General features: G+C 66.1%; 11 protein-coding genes. 9 read left to right on the top strand and 2 right to left on the bottom strand.

Annotated elements, in window-relative coordinates:
- Positions 1 to 103 precede the first annotated feature (103 nt).
- From ccmI to PVE73_RS16585, 8 genes are all read left to right on the top strand, one after another.
- Positions 104 to 1,252, top strand: a complete 1,149-nt coding sequence (ccmI, locus tag PVE73_RS16620) for a c-type cytochrome biogenesis protein CcmI (RefSeq protein WP_277363309.1) — start codon at positions 104 to 106, stop codon at positions 1,250 to 1,252.
- Positions 1,249 to 1,683: a cytochrome c maturation protein CcmE gene (gene ccmE / locus PVE73_RS16615; protein WP_277363308.1), complete on the top strand. Its 435-nt coding sequence runs from the start codon at positions 1,249 to 1,251 to the stop codon at positions 1,681 to 1,683. Before ccmI ends, ccmE begins: the two co-directional genes overlap by 4 nt.
- A gap of 10 nt (positions 1,684 to 1,693) precedes the next feature.
- Complete coding sequence (locus PVE73_RS16610) at positions 1,694 to 3,679, top strand: heme lyase CcmF/NrfE family subunit (protein WP_277363307.1); 1,986 nt, start codon at positions 1,694 to 1,696, stop codon at positions 3,677 to 3,679.
- A 2-nt stretch (positions 3,680 to 3,681) separates the two neighbouring features.
- Entirely contained in the window at positions 3,682 to 4,140 is a 459-nt protein-coding gene (locus PVE73_RS16605; protein WP_277367483.1) for a cytochrome c-type biogenesis protein, read from the top strand.
- A 212-nt stretch (positions 4,141 to 4,352) separates the two neighbouring features.
- Entirely contained in the window at positions 4,353 to 5,864 is a 1,512-nt protein-coding gene (locus PVE73_RS16600) for a Do family serine endopeptidase (protein WP_277363306.1), read from the top strand.
- A gap of 114 nt (positions 5,865 to 5,978) precedes the next feature.
- Positions 5,979 to 6,683 (top strand): response regulator transcription factor, encoded by a 705-nt coding sequence (locus tag PVE73_RS16595; RefSeq protein ID WP_277363305.1) that lies wholly within the window; start codon positions 5,979 to 5,981, stop codon positions 6,681 to 6,683.
- 4 nt (positions 6,684 to 6,687) lie between these two features.
- On the top strand, positions 6,688 to 8,094 hold the full coding sequence (locus PVE73_RS16590; protein ID WP_277363304.1) for a HAMP domain-containing sensor histidine kinase: 1,407 nt from the start codon (positions 6,688 to 6,690) through the stop codon (positions 8,092 to 8,094).
- Between the two features lie 57 nt (positions 8,095 to 8,151).
- Positions 8,152 to 11,115, top strand: a complete 2,964-nt coding sequence (locus PVE73_RS16585) for a bifunctional [glutamine synthetase] adenylyltransferase/[glutamine synthetase]-adenylyl-L-tyrosine phosphorylase (protein ID WP_277367482.1) — start codon at positions 8,152 to 8,154, stop codon at positions 11,113 to 11,115.
- A 194-nt stretch (positions 11,116 to 11,309) separates the two neighbouring features.
- On the opposite strand, the gene PVE73_RS16580 is transcribed toward PVE73_RS16585, so the two are convergent.
- Positions 11,310 to 13,637 carry a PAS domain-containing sensor histidine kinase gene (locus tag PVE73_RS16580; RefSeq protein ID WP_277363303.1) on the bottom strand — a complete coding sequence of 776 codons (2,328 nt, stop codon included), beginning with the start codon at positions 13,635 to 13,637 and terminating at the stop codon, positions 11,310 to 11,312.
- A gap of 133 nt (positions 13,638 to 13,770) precedes the next feature.
- Positions 13,771 to 16,416: an aminopeptidase N gene (gene pepN / locus PVE73_RS16575; RefSeq protein ID WP_277363302.1), complete on the bottom strand. Its 2,646-nt coding sequence runs from the start codon at positions 16,414 to 16,416 to the stop codon at positions 13,771 to 13,773.
- Between the two features lie 138 nt (positions 16,417 to 16,554).
- Here pepN and PVE73_RS16570 point away from each other — a divergent pair, with 138 nt between their 5' ends.
- Positions 16,555 to 18,864, top strand: a complete 2,310-nt coding sequence (locus PVE73_RS16570; protein WP_277363301.1) for a xanthine dehydrogenase family protein molybdopterin-binding subunit — start codon at positions 16,555 to 16,557, stop codon at positions 18,862 to 18,864.
- Positions 18,865 to 18,885: the final 21 nt, after the last annotated feature.

Genomic DNA, 18,885 nt, shown 5'->3' with positions numbered 1-18,885 from the left:
TGCGGATCAAGGCGGGCATCGGTCTCTGCGGATAGAGCGGCGGCAAAAAAGCCGCATCCGGCGGCGGTTGGCACCGGCGGGCAAGACGGATATTGGAACCATCATGCTGTTTTGGGTTTTCGCCGCATTCCTGACCCTCGCCGCCGCGCTGGCGGTGATGCGGCCGTTCCTGCGTGGTGGCACCGAGCCAGCCGCGGGCAGCAAGCATGATCTTGCCGTCTATCGCGATCAGCTTTCTGAACTCGAGCAGGAGGTGAAGCGCGGGCTGATTTCCGAAAGCGACGCCGCGGAGGCGCGCACGGAGATCGGACGGCGCATTCTGAAGCTCACCCAATCGTCTTCCGACGATGATGGAAAGGAAGGGCAAGCACGCGGGAAACTGGTGCGCGCCGTCGCTATGGGGGCGGTGCTTGCCGTGCCGGTGTTGAGCTGGGGACTCTATTCCCTGCTGGGCTCTCCGGGGATGCCGGCCATGCCGCTGCAGGCGCGTCTCGAGCAGGATCCGGCCCAGGCTTCGCTGGAGGAACTGATCGCGCGCGCCGAGGCCTATCTGGCCGAACATCCGCAGGACGCGCGTGGCTGGGAGACCCTTGCGCCTGTTTATGCGCGGATCGGGCGCTATGCCGATGCAGTCGCCGCCTACCGTCGGACCATGGAACTTGCGGGCGCCACCGCCGATCGCGAAGCGGGGCTGGGCGAGGCGATGGTCGGCGAGAGCGGCGGGGTCATCACCGCCGACGCGGAGGCTGCCTTCAACCGCGCCCTGACGCTGGAAGAGGGTAACCCCCGGGCCCGGTTCTTCATCGCGATGGCAAGGGCGCAGGAAGGGAACGCCGACGAGGCGCGCGCCATCTGGCAGGATATGGCGAGCGGGTTGCCGGAGGAATCGCCGTGGAAGGCCGCGGCAGGGCAGGCCCTTGCCGGGCTTTCGTCGGCACCGGCGCAGGTCTCTCCCCCCGATGGCCCGTCCGAGGAGCAGGTGGCCGCCGCGCAGGAGATGGCGCCGGAAGCGCGGCAGGATATGATAGAAGGCATGGTGGCGAGCCTGGATGCCAAGCTGCGCGAGAATCCGGATGATCCGGAGGGATGGCGCCGGCTGGTGCGCTCCTACGCGGTGCTGGGAAGGCAAAGCGAGGCCGCGGATGCGCTGGACCGGGCTCTCGCCGCCCTGGGGCCGGAAACGCCGGAGGGAAGATCGGTGGCGCAACTCGCCGAGACGCTCGGCATCGAGGGCAAGCAGGTGAAGAAGTGACGCGCAAGCAGAAGCGGCTGGCGATCATCGGCTCAGGCATGGGGTTTCTCGCCCTGGCGGCGGGCCTGACCTTCTATGCGCTGGGACAGCAGACATCCTATTTCTACATGCCAGCCGACCTCCTGTCGCAGTCTGCGGCGGCGGGCGAGCGCATCCGTCTCGGCGGTCTCGTCCAGAAAGGGTCCATCGAGCGCGGCGAGGCGACCCATGTCCGCTTCGTCGTGACCGACAGCGAGAACGAGGTACCGGTCGTCTATGACGGCATCCTGCCCGATCTTTTCCGCGAGGAGCAGGGGGTCGTGACCGAGGGCGTGATGGGCTCGGACGGCGTTTTCGTCGCCGACACGGTACTCGCCAAGCACGACGAGACCTATATGCCGCGGGAGGTCGCCGACCGGCTGAAGGAGGACGGCCTGTGGCAGGAGCAGTGAGGACGAGGCGATGAGCGTCGAACTCGGCCATTTCGCCCTGGTGCTGGCGCTTGCGCTCGCGCTGGTGCAGGCCTGCGTTCCCATGATCGGCGCGCGGATCGGCAGTTCCCCGCTCATGCGGATCGGGGAGCCGGTGGCGATCACCGGCTTCGCGCTGATCGCCATGGCCTTCGCCGCGCTCGTCCTGGCCTATGTCCAGTCGGATTTTTCCGTCGTCAATGTGTGGGAGAACTCCCACTCGGCCAAGCCGCTCCTCTTCAAGATCACCGGCACCTGGGGCAATCATGAAGGTTCCATGCTCCTGTGGGTGCTGATCCTTTCGCTCTTCGGCGCGTTCGTGGCAGCCTTCGGCCGGAATCTTCCACCGACGCTGCGGGCCAATGTGCTGGCCGTCCAGGGGCTCATCGCCGGCGCTTTTCTCCTGTTTATCCTTTTCACCTCCAATCCGTTCATCCGTCTCGAACCCGCGCCGATCGAGGGGCGCGACCTCAATCCCATCCTGCAGGATGTGGGGCTCGCCATCCATCCGCCCCTGCTCTATCTCGGCTATGTCGGCTTCTCCATCGCCTTCTCCTTCGCCGTCGCGGCACTGATCGACGGCCGCATCGATGCGGCGTGGGCCCGCTGGGTGCGGCCATGGACCCTCGTCGCCTGGGCCTTCCTCACGGGCGGCATCGCCATGGGATCCTACTGGGCCTATTACGAGCTCGGCTGGGGCGGATTCTGGTTCTGGGACCCGGTCGAGAACGCTTCTTTCCTTCCCTGGCTTTCGGGAACCGCGCTTCTGCATTCGGCCATCGTGATGGAAAAGCGCTCGGCGCTGAAAATCTGGACGGTGCTCCTGGCGATCCTGACCTTCTCGCTGTCCCTGCTCGGCACCTTCCTCGTCCGCTCGGGCGTGCTCACCTCCGTGCATTCCTTCGCCACCGATCCGACGCGCGGCGTCTTCATCCTGGCGATCCTGATGTTCTTCATCGGCGGCGCGCTCGCGCTCTTCGCGATCCGCGCGGCCGCGCTCGCCCCCGGAGGGCTGTTCCACCCGATCTCCCGCGAAGGCGCGCTTGTCCTCAACAACCTCCTGCTGACCACCGCGGCGGCGACAGTGCTCGTGGGCACCCTCTATCCGCTCGTGATCGAGGCGGTGACGGGCGAGAAGATCTCCGTCGGAGCGCCTTTCTTCAACCTGACTTTCGTGCCCCTTTTCCTGCCGCTGCTGATCGCGGCTCCCTTCGGGCCGCTGCTCGCGTGGAAGCGGGGGGATGTCCTGGCGGCGGCGCAGCGCCTTCAATTCGCATTCTGGGCGGCCGGCGCCTGCGCGCTTGCAAGCTATGTGCTGGTCGACCGCGCCTCAGGCCTGGCGGCGCTCGGTATCGCGCTCGGCTTGTGGCTCGTCTTCGGTGCGGTGACGGACCTCGCGCTCAAGGCCGGTGTGGGCAAGGCCGGTTCCGCGGCCGCACTGCGCAGGGTGGCCGGCCTGCCGCTCTCGATTTTCGGCACGGCGCTCGCCCATGCCGGCCTCGGCGTGACGGTGCTCGGCATCGTTTCGGTAACGACCCTCGAGGCCGAGCACATCCTGGTTATGCAGCCCGGCCAGACCACGCAGATCAGCGGCTATACGCTGCGTTTCGAAAGCCTGCGCCCCTACACGGGACCGAACTATACGGAGGAACAGGCGGTCTTCGCGCTTGGCAACAATCGCGGCGGGTCATTCGGGCAGATCGTCTCCTCCAAGCGCTTCTACACCGCACGCGGCATGCCCACGACGGAAGCGGGCATCAGGACCATGGGCCTGAGTCAGCTTTATGTCTCGATCGGCGATCGTGGCGCGAACGGTCTTGTGGTTCGCATCTGGTGGAAGCCGCTCGTCACGCTGATCTGGGGCGGCGCGCTGGTGATGATGGCCGGCGGCCTTGTCTCGCTCATGGACCGCAGGCTGCGCGTCGGCGTGCCGGCAAGGCGCAGGAAGCCCGTCACGGCGGGCGAGGAGGCCGCATGAAGATGCGGGCGGAGCCGCTTGCCCTGGCGCTGATGCTCGGGCTTTCGGGCATGGCGGCCGCGGTGCAGCCGGACGAGATGCTTGCGGACCCGGCACTGGAGGCGCGTGCGCGCAATCTCTCCGCCGAGCTGCGCTGCATGGTCTGCCAGAACCAGTCCATCGACGATTCGGAGGCAGAGCTTGCGCGCGACCTGCGTATCCTCGTCCGCGACCGCATAGAGGCGGGCGACAGCAACGAGGAGGTGCTGGACTATGTCGTCTCGCGCTATGGCGAGTTCGTGCTTCTGAAGCCGCGTTTCAGCGCCCGGAACGCTGCATTGTGGGCGACACCGGTTCTTTTCCTGCTCGGCGGAGGTGTTCTGGCCGTCGTGACGCTGCGTCGGCGGGCCGGGGCGCGGCCGGCGAGACTTTCGGCCGAAGAGGAGGCGGCGCTCCGGGACGTCCTGAAGGAGCGGGACTGACACCGCGCAAGGCGCAAACATGCCGTCACGATCGCCGCGGGCCGATGAAAATCCGCGTCTTTCCTGCGAAATCTGCCGAATTCAGCCAAACATTACGAAAGTTTCATGCCTCGGAAATGGCATCGTAAGGTGCTTCCGCCTATTTCAGGTGACGAACGGGATGTAAAACGTCCTTGAAACAAGATTCCAAAGGCATGAGGAGCTGGTTCGTCATGAGTGCAGACAACAAAGTAACTTCGAAGACACGCAGCCGTCTCGTCGCGGCCGTGGCCTCTCTGGCGATCGCCGGAGCAGTCGGACTTGGCGCCGTCAGCACGGGGACGGTTCCCGTCTTTGCCGATCCCGTCAAGCTGGAAAGGCCCGTCCAGGCGCCCAGCTTCGCGGATGTCGTCGATGTGGTCTCGCCGGCGGTGGTGAGCGTGCGCGTGTCGGGCGACACGCCGGAGCCGGGCAATGTGGCCACCCCCTTCTTCGACATGCCGGGTTTCGACAACCTGCCGCCGAACCATCCGCTGCGTCGCTTCTTCGATGATCTCCAGAGGCCCCGCGGCGAAGAGCGGCGCGGCCCGCAGCGCCACCGCGTCCGGCCCATCGCGCAGGGATCCGGCTTCTTCATTTCCGATGACGGCTATCTCGTGACCAACAACCACGTTGTCGAGGGCGGCAACCAGTATACGGTCGTGATGGATGACGGTACCGAGCTTCAGGCGGACCTCATCGGCACCGATCCGCGCACGGATCTCGCCGTGCTGAAGGTGAAGGGCGACCGCGAATTCACCTATGTGAGCTTTGCCGATGACGACGCTGTGCGCGTGGGCGACTGGGTCGTGGCGGTCGGCAACCCCTTCGGTCTCGGAGGCACGGTCACGGCGGGCATCGTCTCGGCGCGCGGCCGCGAGATCGGCGCCGGCAACTATGACGACTTCCTGCAGATCGACGCGGCGGTGAACCAGGGCAATTCCGGCGGTCCGACCTTCAACCTTTCGGGGCAGGTGGTTGGCGTCAACACCGCGATCTTCTCGCCGTCCGGCGGCAATGTGGGCATCGCCTTCGCCATTCCCGCCTCTCTCGCCAAGACCGTCGTCCAGGACCTGATCGACGACGGCGCGGTGGAACGCGGCTATATGGGCGTGAGCATCCAGGACGTGACGCCGCAGATCGCCGATTCGCTCGGGCTCGAGGAGGCCAAGGGCGCGCTGGTCAACAGCGTGAACGATGGTGACCCCGCGGCCAAGGCCGGCATCAAGGCCGGCGACGTGGTGATCGCCGTCGACGGCAAGCCCATTGCGTCCCCGCGTGAGCTGGCACGCACCATCGCCTCCATGGATCCGGGCAAGGACGCAGCCATCACCGTCTGGCGGAACGGCAAGTCCCAGGACTTCGAGGTGGCGCTCACTGAAATGCCCGCACCCGATCAGATGGCCTCCGCGGCACCCGGCGCGCCGTCGGACGAGAGCGGTGAACCGGCGAGCTTCGGCCTGACGGTTTCACCGGCCGAGGAAGGCGAGGGCCTCGTCGTCACCGATGTCGAGCCGGGCAGCGTGGCAGAAGACAACGGCATCCAGCCGGGCGACGTCATCCGCGCCGTCAATTCGCAGGCGGTGAATTCGGCCGGGGACATGAAGAAGGCCGTCGATGCCGCTTCCAGCGCCGGCCGGGGCGCCGTGCTCCTGCAGGTGGTGCGCGATGATGCCAACCGCTTCGTGGCACTGCCGATCGGCTGATCGGCCGCCTCGGCGGCAAACGCATAGTCGCCTTCGGCGGTGGCGGGAAAGCCCGCCGCCGCTTTTGCGTGGCGCTGCTGGAGCGGTGCGGCCCGGAACGTGTAAGATCGCACCATGAAGATTCTGATCATCGAAGACGACCGGGAAGCCGCGGGCTTCCTGAAGAAGGCCTTCTCCGAGGCCGGACACACGGCCGATGTGGCCGCAGACGGCGAGGCGGGCTTCGTCCTGGCCGACGGCGGCAATTACGATGTCTTCGTGATCGACCGCATGTTGCCGCGGCGCGACGGCCTGTCCGTGATCGCCGGGCTCAGGGCGAAAGGGAACGCCACGCCGGCGCTCATCCTATCGGCCCTGGGCGAGGTCGACGACCGCGTGACGGGCCTGCGTGCGGGTGGCGACGACTATCTGACCAAACCCTATGCGTTCTCCGAGCTTTTGGCCCGCGTCGAAGTGCTGAAGCGACGTGCGGGCGCCCGCGACGTGGAGACCGTCTATCGCGTTGGCGACCTGGAACTCGATCGCCTGTCTCACACGGTGCGCCGTGGCGGCCAGGAGATCACGCTGCAGCCGCGAGAATTCCGCCTGCTCGAATATCTCATGCGCCATGCCGGCCAGGTGGTGACGCGCACCATGCTGCTGGAAAACGTCTGGGATTATCACTTCGATCCCCAGACAAACGTGATCGACGTGCATATTTCCCGTCTGCGCGGCAAAATCGAGAAGGGGTTCGAGAAGCCTCTCCTCCATACGATCCGCGGTGCCGGCTATATGCTTCGAGCCGACCAGTCTCCATCCCACGTCCCCGACAGCCTCTAGCGCCATGGCCACCCTTTCGGCCATCATGAAGACGACCGCCGCACGGCTTTCGGCACTCTACCTCGTGCTGTTCGCCGCCTGTGCGGTGATGCTGGTCATCTATGTCAGCTCCCTGTCCACCCGCATGCTGGTGGCGCAGACGCAGGATGCGATCGGCGAGGAAGTGGCCGGCCTTGGACGTGCCTATCAACGCGGCGGGCTGCCGGGACTCGTGCGGCTGGTGGAGATCCGCGCCCGCCAGCCCGGTGCCAATCTCTACCTCATCGCCGACCCCAGCGGCTTCATCCTGTCCGGCAATGTCGAGAGCATCCAGCCCGGCGTCCTCGATTCGCCCGGCTGGATCGAGACCCCGTTCTTCTATCGCCGCTTCGGGGAGCGCAATCAGCAGCTCGCCGAGGAGGATCACAAGGCGGTGGCGCAGGTGATCCGCCTGCCCAACCGGATGATTCTGCTCGTCGGGCGCGACCTCAGTGAAGGGGAGCAGTTTGGTCGGGTCGTGCGCCGCGCGCTCGCCGTGGCGCTCGCGATGATGGGGCTGGGTGCGTTCCTCATCTGGTATTTTGTCGGGCGTCGCGCGCTCAGGCGCATCGACAACGTCTCGGAGGCGAGTCGGCAGATCATGGGCGGCGATCTTTCCCGGCGCTTGCCCGTGACCGGTGCCGGGGACGAATTCGATCGGCTCTCGGAGAACCTCAACGCGATGCTCGACCGCATCGCCGGCCTCAACGAAGGCCTGAAGCAGGTCTCGGCGAATATCGCGCATGATCTGAAGACGCCGCTCACGCGTCTGCGCAATCGTGCCGAGGCGGCGCTCAGCAGCGACGCGGGCGTGGCCGCGACGAAGGAGGCTCTGGAACAGACGATCGCCGAATCCGACCAGCTCATCCGCACCTTCAACGCCATCCTGATGATCTCCCGCCTGGAGGCGGGCTATTCCGCCGAGAGCACGGCCGGGGTCGATCTCGGCGCGATCCTGTCCGATGTGGTGGAACTCTATGAACCCGTGGCCGAGGAGATGGGGGTGGAACTGAGGGCAGAGACGGCAGAAAGCATACAGATCGACGGCAATCGCGAGCTCATCGGCCAGTCGCTCTCGAACGTGGTCGACAACGCTATCAAATATTCAGCCGGCTTCGGCGAGCACCCGACCGTCTCGGTATCCCTGCGCGAGGAGGGGGAGACCGTGCGGCTGACGGTCGCCGACAACGGGCCGGGCATTCCGGAGGAGGACCGTGAACGGGCCACCGAGCGCTTCGTGCGGCTGGAGGCGAGCCGCAGCCAGCCGGGCTCGGGCCTGGGCTTGAGCCTCGCCAAGGCGGTGATGACCTTCCACGGCGGCCGGCTGGAACTTTCCGGGGAGGGCGGTGGGCTCACTGTTGCGATGATCTTCCCGACGGGCAAGAATGGATGAACGCAACGAAAGTGATTGATGGCAAAGAAGACCATGGAAGGTAAGCGGTCGGCCTCCATGCCTGTTGATCCGTCGCGCAGAAGAGATGACGGCTCAGCCTGGTTCGGCGTGCCCGCGCGCAAGCTCCTCCCCCTCGATGCCGCGCATGCGGAGGAGGAAGTGCAGTCGCTTGCCGAGGCCGCGGCGGCGCAGGACTGCCCGCGTCTGGCGGCGCTGCTCGCCGCCGGCGGCCCGCTGAGGGACTTCCTCGGCGCCGTCTTCGATCTCTCGCCCTATCTGCGCGATTGCGCGCGGCGTCTGCCCGGGAGCCTGGAGGCGCTCTTCGACCAAGGGGTGGAGGCGCGCCTTTCGCGCCTGAACGAGGAGATCGGGGCTGCGGGCCTGGCGGAGGGCGCGAGCGAGGCGGCTCTGATGAAGACGCTGCGCCGGTTGAAGCAGGAGGCGCATCTTCTCATTGCGCTCGGAAATCTGGCAGGCGAGGCGGATGCCTCCCGGACGGTCCTGCGGCTGAGCCTGCTGGCGGAAGCCTGCGTGCGCGCGGCAACCGACTTCCTGCTGCGCGATGCGCACCGTCAGGAAAAGCTTCGTCTTCCCGATTCCGGCCATCCTTCGAAGGACAGCGGCTGGATCCTGCTGGCCATGGGCAAGCTCGGCGCGCGCGAGCTCAACTATTCTTCCGATATCGATGTCATCGTCCTGGTCGATCTCACCGCACCCGCCATCACCGATCCGCTGGAGGCGACGGAGCTCTTCGTCCGGCTCACCCGCCGTCTGGTGCGCATCCTGCAGGACCGCACCGAGGACGGCTACGTCTTCCGCACGGATCTGAGACTGAGGCCCGATCCGGGGTCCACGCCGCTGGCCCTGCCGGTTGAAGCCGCGCTCAACTACTATGAAAGCCGCGGCCAGAATTGGGAACGCGCGGCGATGATCAAGGCGCGCGCGGTCGCCGGCGACGTGAAGGCGGGCGAGCGCTTCCTTGCCGAACTGCAGCCCTATGTCTGGCGCAAATATCTGGACTATGCCGCGATTGCCGACGTGCATTCGATCAAGCGTCAGATCCATGCGCACAAGGGCCATGGCGAGATCGCCGTCGCCGGCCACAACGTGAAGCTTGGGCGCGGCGGCATCCGCGAGATCGAGTTCTTCGTGCAGACCCAGCAGTTGATCGCGGGCGGGCGCTTTCCCGAACTGCGGGGCCGCGAGACGGTGGGGATGCTGGAGGAGCTTGCCGAGCGCGGATGGATCACGGCCGATGCGAGGGAAGGTCTGGTCGCCCAGTACTGGTTCCTGCGCGATGTCGAGAATGCGTTGCAGATGGTGGCCGACGAGCAGACCCATCTCCTGCCGGACACCGAGGAGGGTCTGGAGCGCATCGGCCGTCTGCTCGGCTTCCCCGGCGGCGAAGACTTTGCAAAAACCTTCAGCGCGGCGCTGCACACGGTCGAACGCCACTACGCGGCCTTGTTCGAGACCGCGCCGCAGCTTTCGCGCGGGGTGGGCAATCTGGTCTTCACCGGCGACGGGGACGATCCGGGCACGCTGGAAACGCTTTCCGAACTGGGCTTCGAGCGCGCGAGCGACATCTGCCGGGTGATCCGCGGATGGCATTTTGGGCGCTACCGCGTCACCCAGTCGGCCGAGGCGCGGGAGCGCCTGACCGAACTGACACCTGCACTGCTGGAAGCCTTTGGCCGCACCCGGCGCGCCGACGAGGCGCTGCTGCGCTTCAACGAGTTCCTCGCCGGACTGCCGGCCGGCATACAGCTCTTCTCCCTGCTGCAGTCGAATCCGCGGCTCCTGCAACTGCTGGCCACGATCATGGGCGCGGCGCCCAGGCTTGCGGCCGTCATCACGCGCAGGCCGCATGTCTTCGACGGGCTTCTCGATCCCGCGCTGCTGTCGGAACTGCCGAACCGCGCCTATCTGGCCGAGCGGCTCGAGACCTTCCTCTCCGGCGCGCGCGCTTTCGAGGAGCAGCTTGATCGCCTGCGCATCTTCGCCGCGGAGCAGAAATTCCTGATCGGCATGCGGCTCCTCACCGGCAGCATCGACGCCACGCGCGCGGGCAAGGCCTTCTCCGATCTCGCCGATCTCACCATCGGCGCCGCCTTCGAGGCGGTAGAGGACGAGTTCGCGCTGACGCACGGGCGGGTGAAGGACGGGCGCGCGGCGATCCTGGGCATGGGCAAGCTCGGCAGCCGGGAGCTGACGGCGGGCTCGGACGTCGATCTGATCCTGCTCTACGATCATGCACCCGAAGCCGAGGAGTCGGACGGCAGGAAGGCGCTCGCTCCCTCGCACTACTACGCCCGGCTCACCCAAAGGCTGATCGCAGCCGTCTCGGCGCCGACGGCCGAAGGCGTGCTCTACGAGCTCGATTTGAGATTGCGCCCGTCCGGCAACAAGGGGCCCGTGGCGACGCATATCGAGGCCTTCCGCAAATACCAGCGCACCGATGCCTGGACCTGGGAGCACATGGCGCTGACACGGGCGCGCGCCGTGGCCGGCGACGCCTCGCTCTGCGCCGAGGTTCAGAAGGAGGTGCAGGCGATCGTCGCCATGCCGCGCGGTCCTGCTAAGTTGAAGCGCGATGCTGCCGAGATGCGCGCCCTCATCGAAAAGGAAAAGCCGGCCAGGAATATCTGGGACCTGAAGCTTATCCCAGGTGGCATCATCGATCTGGAGTTCATCGCCCAGGTGGCGGCACTCTCAGGCCATTGCACAGCCGAGCCGCGGCCTCCTAATACGGGCGAGGTGCTGGCCGCGCTCTCACCGGATTTCGCCGAAGGCCAGACTCGTGGCGAACTGGTCGAAGCCTACCGGCTCTATATGACGCTCACCCAGATCGTGCGCCTGTGCCTCACCGGCCCGCTCGACCCCGATGACGTGCCGCCCGGCCTGGCTGACATCCTCCTGCGCAGCGTCGACCTGCCGGATTTCGCCGTGCTGGAGGCGGATATCAAGGAGACGGCGAAGCGGGTGAGGGGCCATTTCGAGCGGCTGCTGGGGAAGGGCTGATGGACACCCGCGGCCCCTTTTGACGTGACCGCCTTGCAGGTGAACGGCGCAAATCGGCAAAACGGTCGAATGAAGGAGCCGCTGGTATTTACCGCTCCTCGGGCCCGAGCGTCCTCAGGATCGGATGCTTGCGAGCCATCGGACCTGCTTTTCGATAAAGGAAGCGGAACCGGCCACGAGAGCGGAATGTTCCGCTACGCTGCCGCCCTCGATTGGGCCGGCTGCACCGGCAGGCGCACGCAGACGATGGTGCCCACGCCTTCGGCGGAGCGGATGCGCAACGCGCCGCCATGAAGCTCGGTGAGCGAGCGGGAAATCGCTAGCCCCAGGCCCGAGCCGTTGTGGCTGCGCGAATACTGGTTCTCCACCTGTTCGAACGGTCGGCCGAGCTTCTTGAGCGCTTCGCGCGGGATGCCGCAGCCCGTGTCCTGGATGGTGAACATGAGCGAGCGCGAGACCTTGCGCGCCTTGAGTGTGACCTTGCCGCCCTGGCCCGTGAACTTCACCGCATTGAAGAGCAGGTTGATGAGGACCTGCTTGACCGCGCGCCGGTCCGCATAGAGCGACAGCGAATCCGGGATGTCGGTCGTCAGCTCGATGTTCTTCTTGTCGGCTTGCAAGGTGACCACCCTCATCGTCTCGCGGATGAGGGGTGAAAGGTCGATATTCTCCCGGTGGATGGAGAACTGCCCGGCTTCGATCTTGGACATGTCGAGGATGTCGTTGATCACGCCCAGGAGATAGCTGCCGCTCGAATAGATGTCGCTCACATATTCCTGGTAGCGCTCCGAGCCAAGCGGTCCGAACAGCCCCTGTTGCATCAGTTCCGAGAAGCCGATGATGGCGTTGAGTGGTGTCCTGAGCTCGTGCGACATATTGGCGAGGAATTCCGATTTCGCCCGGTTGGCGGCCTCGGCACGTTCCGTCTCGCGCATATATTTGCGGTTGAGCTCCACGAGCTCCTGGCTACGCTCCTGCTCGGCCCGGCGGGCGATGGAGAGATCCTGGATCGTCGCCATCAGCCGGCGCTCGCTTTCGACGAGTTTCTCCTGATGCTGCTTGAGCTGGGTGATGTCGGTGCCCACCGAGACGGTGCCGCCGTCGCGGGTCTTGAGCTCCGTCACCTGCAGCCAGCGTCCGTCGGCGAGCTGGCGCTCATAGGTCACCCCGTCCTGCTGGCTGGCGGATCCGGTCAGCCGCCGCTCGTAGCGCACGGCGTTCATGCGCGCCTCGATCTCCCCGCGATGAAGGCCGGGAAGCACCTCCGCCGCATCGAGCCCGGTGCTCTTCAGGTAACGCGAGTTGCACATCACCAGCCGCTCGGCCGCGTCCCACAGCACGAAGGATTCGGTGATGTTCTCGATCGCCGTGCGCAGCCGCTGGTCGGCAGCTTCGGATTGCTGCACCAGCGTGCGCTGTTCCGTGACATCGACGGCGATGCCGATGAGATGGATCTCCGGCGCGTCCGGGTCCACCACCTGCGCCCGTGCGCGCACCCAGATCCACTGTCCGTTCGCATGGCGCATGCGGAAGATCTGGTCGACCTGCTCGATCTCGCGCGCGACGATGCGGTTGGCCGCCCCGAAGAGGTCGCCGTCGTCGGGGTGGATGAGGCTCGCCACGTCGCCGAAGGAAAGCATGATGTCGGCGGCCTCGTAGCCCAGCATCTCGTACATGGAGGCCGACCAGTACATCTTGCCGCGCGCCATGTCCCAGTCCCACAGCCCGCACTTGCCGCGCACCAGCGCCAGATCGATGCGCTGGTGCGCCTCGAGATAGATGCGGTCGGCGGCCTGCGCTCGCGCGGCCTGGCTGAAATAGGCATAGAGGATCGCCATCAACACGCCGGCGGTGAGCGCGAAGAGCGTGACATTGAGCGAGACCGTGCTGCGCCATTCGGCGAAGACGGCGTCGCGCGGGGCGAGCGCCACCGCGGAGCCGCTTCCGTCCGGCAGCAGGCTCACTGCGGCGAACCACGTCGCCGCGCCGATCTGCACTTCGAGCACGCCGGCCCTCTCTCCGAACATGAAGAGCGGCTGCCCGCCCGAGACAAGGCTGTCGAGCGAGCGGCCCTTCATCTCCCGGCCGCCCGGCGAGGTGGCGGTCACCATGAATTGCGGGTCGGTGAGCGCCAGCACCCAGCCGCCGTCAGCGCCGGCACGCAGCACGGCCTCATCGATCAAAGTCTCGGCGGCGCCCGGCCGGGCGAGGCCTTCCGCGCCGGCGATCTGCAGCGACTGCGCAAGGTTCTGTGCGGCGAGACCCAGATGCCGCCTGGTTTCGCGTTCGATGTCGTCGTGCCAGTTCATCAGTGAAAGCAGTCTCGCTGCCGCCACCACGAAAAGAAAGATCACGATCAGGAAGGGGATCGCCCGACGCAGATAGGGCTCGACGGCAAGCAGGCGTTCATAGGCCGGCGCGGCGATGATCTTCGCATTGCCGGCGACTTCCGTTTCCTGCTTGGACCTCCCGCGCCTGGAGAACAGGGCGGTAGGCAATGCCCACGCATACGCGCTCGCCATCCCGACGGGCCCTCGTTTCTGCTTTCTTACCCCTTGACCGATCCGCGAACGCGTACCTGCGAATCATCCATAAGGAATCAGAGGTGATTCGCCTTGTCCAGTGGGGGCGAAAATTGATTCGGTCGAGAACAAGCTACGCCAGCGTCCGCTCCACGATGTCGCGCAGGTCGCGCGAGAGCTCGGGCTGCCGCGCGATTTCGGAGAGCGCGGCGCGGGCCTGTTCCTGCCGGTTCTTCTCCAACGACCGCCAGGAGCGGAAGGCGATGGCGAGCCTTGCCGCGACCTGCGGATTGTGTGCCTCGACGCGCAGGATCGTCTCGGCGAGCAGGCGGTAACCTTCCCCGTCGGCCCGGTGGAAGCCGGTCTGGTTACTCGAAGCGAAGCCGCCGACGAGCGAGCGGACGCGGTTCGGGTTCGTAATGGAGAAGGCGGGGTGGGCCATCAGCCTGCGCACCAGATCCACGGTCCTGTCGCCGGGGATCGTTGCCTGCACGATGAACCACTTGTCGAGCACGAGCGGGTTGTCGTGATAGCGCTGCTCGAAGGCCGCGAGCGCTTTCTCCGCCGCCCCGCTTCCGGGGAACTGGTGGGCAAGGACGTTGAGCGCGGCGGCGCGCTCGGTCATGCTCTTCGCCTCCTCGAACTGGCGCGCGGCAAGGGCCGGATCTTGGGCGGCTGCCGAGAGATATTCGAGCAGCACGTTGCGCAGCGCACGCCGGCCGGCGCTTGCCGCATCCGGGCTGAACGGCCCATCATCCTGCAACGCGTCATACACCTTCGCGAAAACCGCCTGCGCTTCGCCCGCGATCGCCTCGCGCAAGGCTTCGCGTGCGGCGCCGATCGCGTCCGGGTCGATATTGTTGCCGATCTCGCGGGCGATGTCGGCTTCCGCGGGCAGGGTGAGCGCGAGCGCGCGATAGGCCGCTTCCAGGTTCTCGTCGGCCGCGATCTCGGCCGGATAGCCGAGCAGCGCCGCCTCGAAATTCGGTGTCTTTCCGCCGCGGATGCGCGTTGAAGCCTCGATCAGCGCTTCGGTGAACAGGGTGTTGAGCGCCTGCCAGCGCGAGAAGAGATCGCTGTCGTGCCGGGCGAGGAAGAGACGGTCCTTCGGCCGCATTTCCAGAGCGAGCGTGATGGGCGCGGAGAAGCCGCGGTTGAGCGAGATCACAGGCCGGGCGCTGACACCTTTGAACAGCACCGTGTGCCGCCGCTTGCGCAGGTGTATCACACCGTTCTCCACCGCGGCGCCTTCCGCGCTGTCATACTCCATGTCCTGCCCGTTCGGCCCCACCAGGCCGAAGGCGAGCGGGATATGCATCAGGCGCTTGCGGGATTCGGAGGGCGTCGGCGGCACGGACTGCTCGATCTCCAGCGTGTATTCCTTCGCCCGCGCGTCGTAGCTCGTGGAAACCGTGACATTCGGCGTGCCCGCCTGGTGGTACCAGAGCGCGAACTGGGAGAGGTCCTTGCCCGATGCCTCCTCGAAGCAGGCGAGGAAGTCCTCGATCGTGACCGCCTGCCCGTCGTGCCGCTCGAAATAGAGATCCATCCCGGCGCGGAAATCTTTCGCGCCGAGCAGTGTGTGGATCATGCGGACGACCTCCGACCCCTTCTCGTAGACCGTCGCCGTGTAGAAATTGTTGATCTCGCGGTAGCGGCGCGGGCGCACGGGATGGGCGAGCGGTCCCTGGTCCTCGGGGAACTGGTGCGCCTTCAGCGTGCGCACCTCGGCGATGCGCTTCACCGCGCGCGAGCGCTGGTCGGCGGAGAATTCGTGGTCGCGGTAAACGGTCAGTCCTTCCTTCAGGCAGAGCTGGAACCAATCGCGGCAAGTGATTCTGTTGCCTGTCCAATTGTGGAAATATTCGTGGGCGATGATGGCCTCGATATTGGCATAGTCCATGTCCGTCGCCGTCTCGGGGTCCGCCAGCACGTATTTGTCGTTGAAGACGTTGAGGCCCTTGTTCTCCATTGCACCCATATTGAAGTCCGACACGGCGACGATGTTGAAGACGTCGAGGTCGTATTCCCTGCCGAAACGCTCCTCGTCCCAGCGCATCGAGCGCTTCAGCGCGTCCATTGCATAGGCCGCGAGCGGCTCCTTGCCGTGCTCGACATAGATGCCGAGCTTCACCTTGCGCCCGGAGGCTGTGACGAACGCGTCATGGATGCCGCCGAGGTCGCCTGCGACCAGCGCGAAGAGGTAGGAGGGTTTCGGGAAGGGATCGTGCCAGACGGCATAGTGCCAGCCATCGCCGAGTCTGCCGTTCTCGACCGGGTTGCCGTTCGAAAGAAGCAGCGGGGCTTCCTTCTCCTTCGCCTCGATGCGCACGCGATAGGTGGACAGCACGTCCGGCCGGTCGAGATAATAGGTGATGCGGCGGAAGCCCTCCGCCTCGCACTGGGTGCAGTAGACGCCGTTCGAGAGATAGAGGCCCATCAGCGCCTTGTTGGCCGCCGGCGCGATGATCGTGACGATCGTGATCTCGAACCGGTCCGCCTTCGGCAGCCTCCTGATCGTCAGGCTGTCGGGCGTCGCCTCGTGGGAGCCTTTCACGGCGGGCTTTCCGCCGACGAGAAGCTCGTCGAGCGCGAGGCCGTCGCCGTCGAGAACAAGCGGTGCGTCCTTCGCCGCGCCTTCGCGCCGTTCCACCGTGAGCGTTGCCGTCACCCGTGTGCGCTCGGGGTCGAGGCGGAAAGTGAGATCCGTCTCGACGATGGCGTAATCGCTGGGGCGGTAGTCCTCGAGGCGGAAGACCTGGCCTGTGTCGGTGCGCATGCGTTTCTCCCTATGGCCGTCCCGGAGCGCGATTGGCCCAAGATTTTCGACCGTGGCTCTTTACACGATGCGGACCGTGGACAAAACTGCCGCCACTGCTAAGTCTCCAATTTCCACGTCACTCGCAAGGAATTCGCTATGACGGTTCTCACACCGAAATTCGGCATGGGCGCTTCCGTGCTGCGCAAGGAAGATGAGAGCTTCATCACCGGCAAGGGGCGCTACACCGACGACATCTCGCCGTCAGGCGCTCTTCACGCCTATGTCCTTCGCTCGCCCGTCGCCAAGGCGAAATTTTTCATCGCTTCGGTCGAGGCCGTCCGCTCCGCGCCGGGTGTTCGCCTCGTGCTGACGGGAGCCGATACGGAGCATCTGCAGGACCTCAAGGCGGCGGGAATGCCCGAGCAGCCGGATGGAGGCAAGGCGCCGAGCCGGGACATCCCGATCCTTTGCCGCGATCGCGTTCAGTATGTGGGTGACGCCGTCGCCTTCATCGTGGCGGAGACCCGCCAGCAGGCGCAGGATGCGGCGGAACTGATCGAGGTCGATTACGAGGACGAGGAGCCGACGGTCGGCACGGCCGAGGCGCTTCTGGACGGGGCGCCGCTGGTCTGGCCGGAGCTCGGCACCAACGAGGCCTTTCTGTATCACGTCGGGGACAAGGACAAGACCGAAGCCGCCTTCGCCGAGGCCGACAGCGTGGTGAAGATCGCCTTCGTCAACAACCGCCTGGTGGCGAACTATATGGAAACGCGCTCGGCCCTTGCCGAGTGGCGCGACGACGAAAACCGGTTCGTGCTGACCACCGGCTCCCAGGGTGTGCATTCCATGCAGGCGATCCTGGCGGGCACGCTGGGCATTCCGGTCGAGCAACTCCGGGTCATCACGCCGGACGTCGGCGGCGGCTTCGGCACCAAGGCATTCGTCTACCGTGAATATGCGCTGGTGCTGGAGGCGGCGAAGCGGCTCGGCCGCCCGGTCAAATGGACCTCCGACCGCAACGAGCATTTCCTGACCGACAGCCAGGCGCGCGACAACGCCGTGACCGCCGAGATGGCGCTCGACGAGGGCGGGCGTTTCCTCGGCCTGCGCATCGAACTACTGGCCAATATGGGCGCCTATATCCACCAGTTCGGGCCCTATATCCCGACCGGCGGCGCCTCCATGGCCACCGGCGTCTACGATATCCAGGCGATCGACGTGACGGTGAAGGGTGTCTACACCAACACCGCGCCGGTCGATGCCTATCGCGGGGCGGGGCGGCCGGAGGCCGCTTTCCTGATCGAGAAGCTGGTGGAGGAATGCGCCCGCCGGATGAACATGCCGCGCGAGGAGATCCGCCGGCTGAACTTCATCAAGCCGGAGCAGTTTCCCTACCGCACGCCCACCGGCAGGCTTTACGACCGTTGCGAGCTGGACGGGCACATGACGCTCGCCATGGAGCGCGCCGGCTGGGCGACGTTCGGGGAGCGGCTCGAGGAGGCGAAGACGCGCGGCCGGATCCGCGGCATCGGCATGTCCACCTACATCGAGGCCTGCGCCTTTCCGGGCTCCGAGCCCGCCTATCTCACGCTCAACGGCGACGGCTCGGTGACGCTCGCCATCGGCACGCAGTCGAACGGCCAGGGCCATGCGACCGCCTATGCGCAGTTCGTGGCCGAGAAGCTCGACCTCGACATCTCCAGGATCCATGTCCATCAGGGCGATACGGATGTGCTGAAGGCGGGCGGCGGCACCGGCGGCTCGCGCTCCATCCCGATCGGCGGCATTTCAGCCTCCCGCGCGGGCGAGAACCTTGCCGAGAAGATCAGGAAGATCGCCGCCGACGAGATGGAGGCCTCGCCCGCCGATATCGAGCTGGTCGACGGTGTGGCGCGCATCGTCGGCACCGACCGGCAGATGGACTTCGCCTCCATCGCCAAGGCTGCGAAGGACCCGGAGGACCTGAAGGGTTTCGGGGATTTCGAGCAGCCGGAGCCCACTTATCCGAACGGCACCCATATCTGCGAGGTGGAGATCGATCCCGGCACCGGCAAGACCGAGATCGTGGCCTACACGGTGGTGGACGACTTCGGCGCGACGGCGAACCCGATCCTGCTCGCGGGCCAGATCCATGGGGGCATTGCCCAGGGAGTGGGGCAGGCGCTGACGGAAGAGACCATCTATTCGCAGGACGGCCAACTCGTGACGGCCACCTTCATGGACTACTCCATGCCGCGGGCAGACCTTCTGCCGCTCATCCATTTCGAGACGCGCAACGTCCCCTCCACCACCAACGCGCTGGGCATGAAAGGCGCGGGCGAAGCCGGCACCGTCGGCTCCACCCCCGCCGTGCTCAACGCCGTGACGGATGCGCTCTACCGCGCCTATGGCATCTCGCATATCGAGATGCCCACCACGCCCGCGCGCGTGTGGCAGGCCATCGCGGAGGCGCAGGCCGCGCGATGAAACCCGGATCGGTCGAGCCGG

The organism is Chelativorans sp. AA-79 (assembly GCF_029457495.1).
GTDB lineage: Bacteria > Pseudomonadota > Alphaproteobacteria > Rhizobiales > Rhizobiaceae > Chelativorans.
The sequence above is the reverse complement of the archived record's forward strand: the minus strand, read 5'-3'. Positions and strand labels throughout refer to the sequence as shown.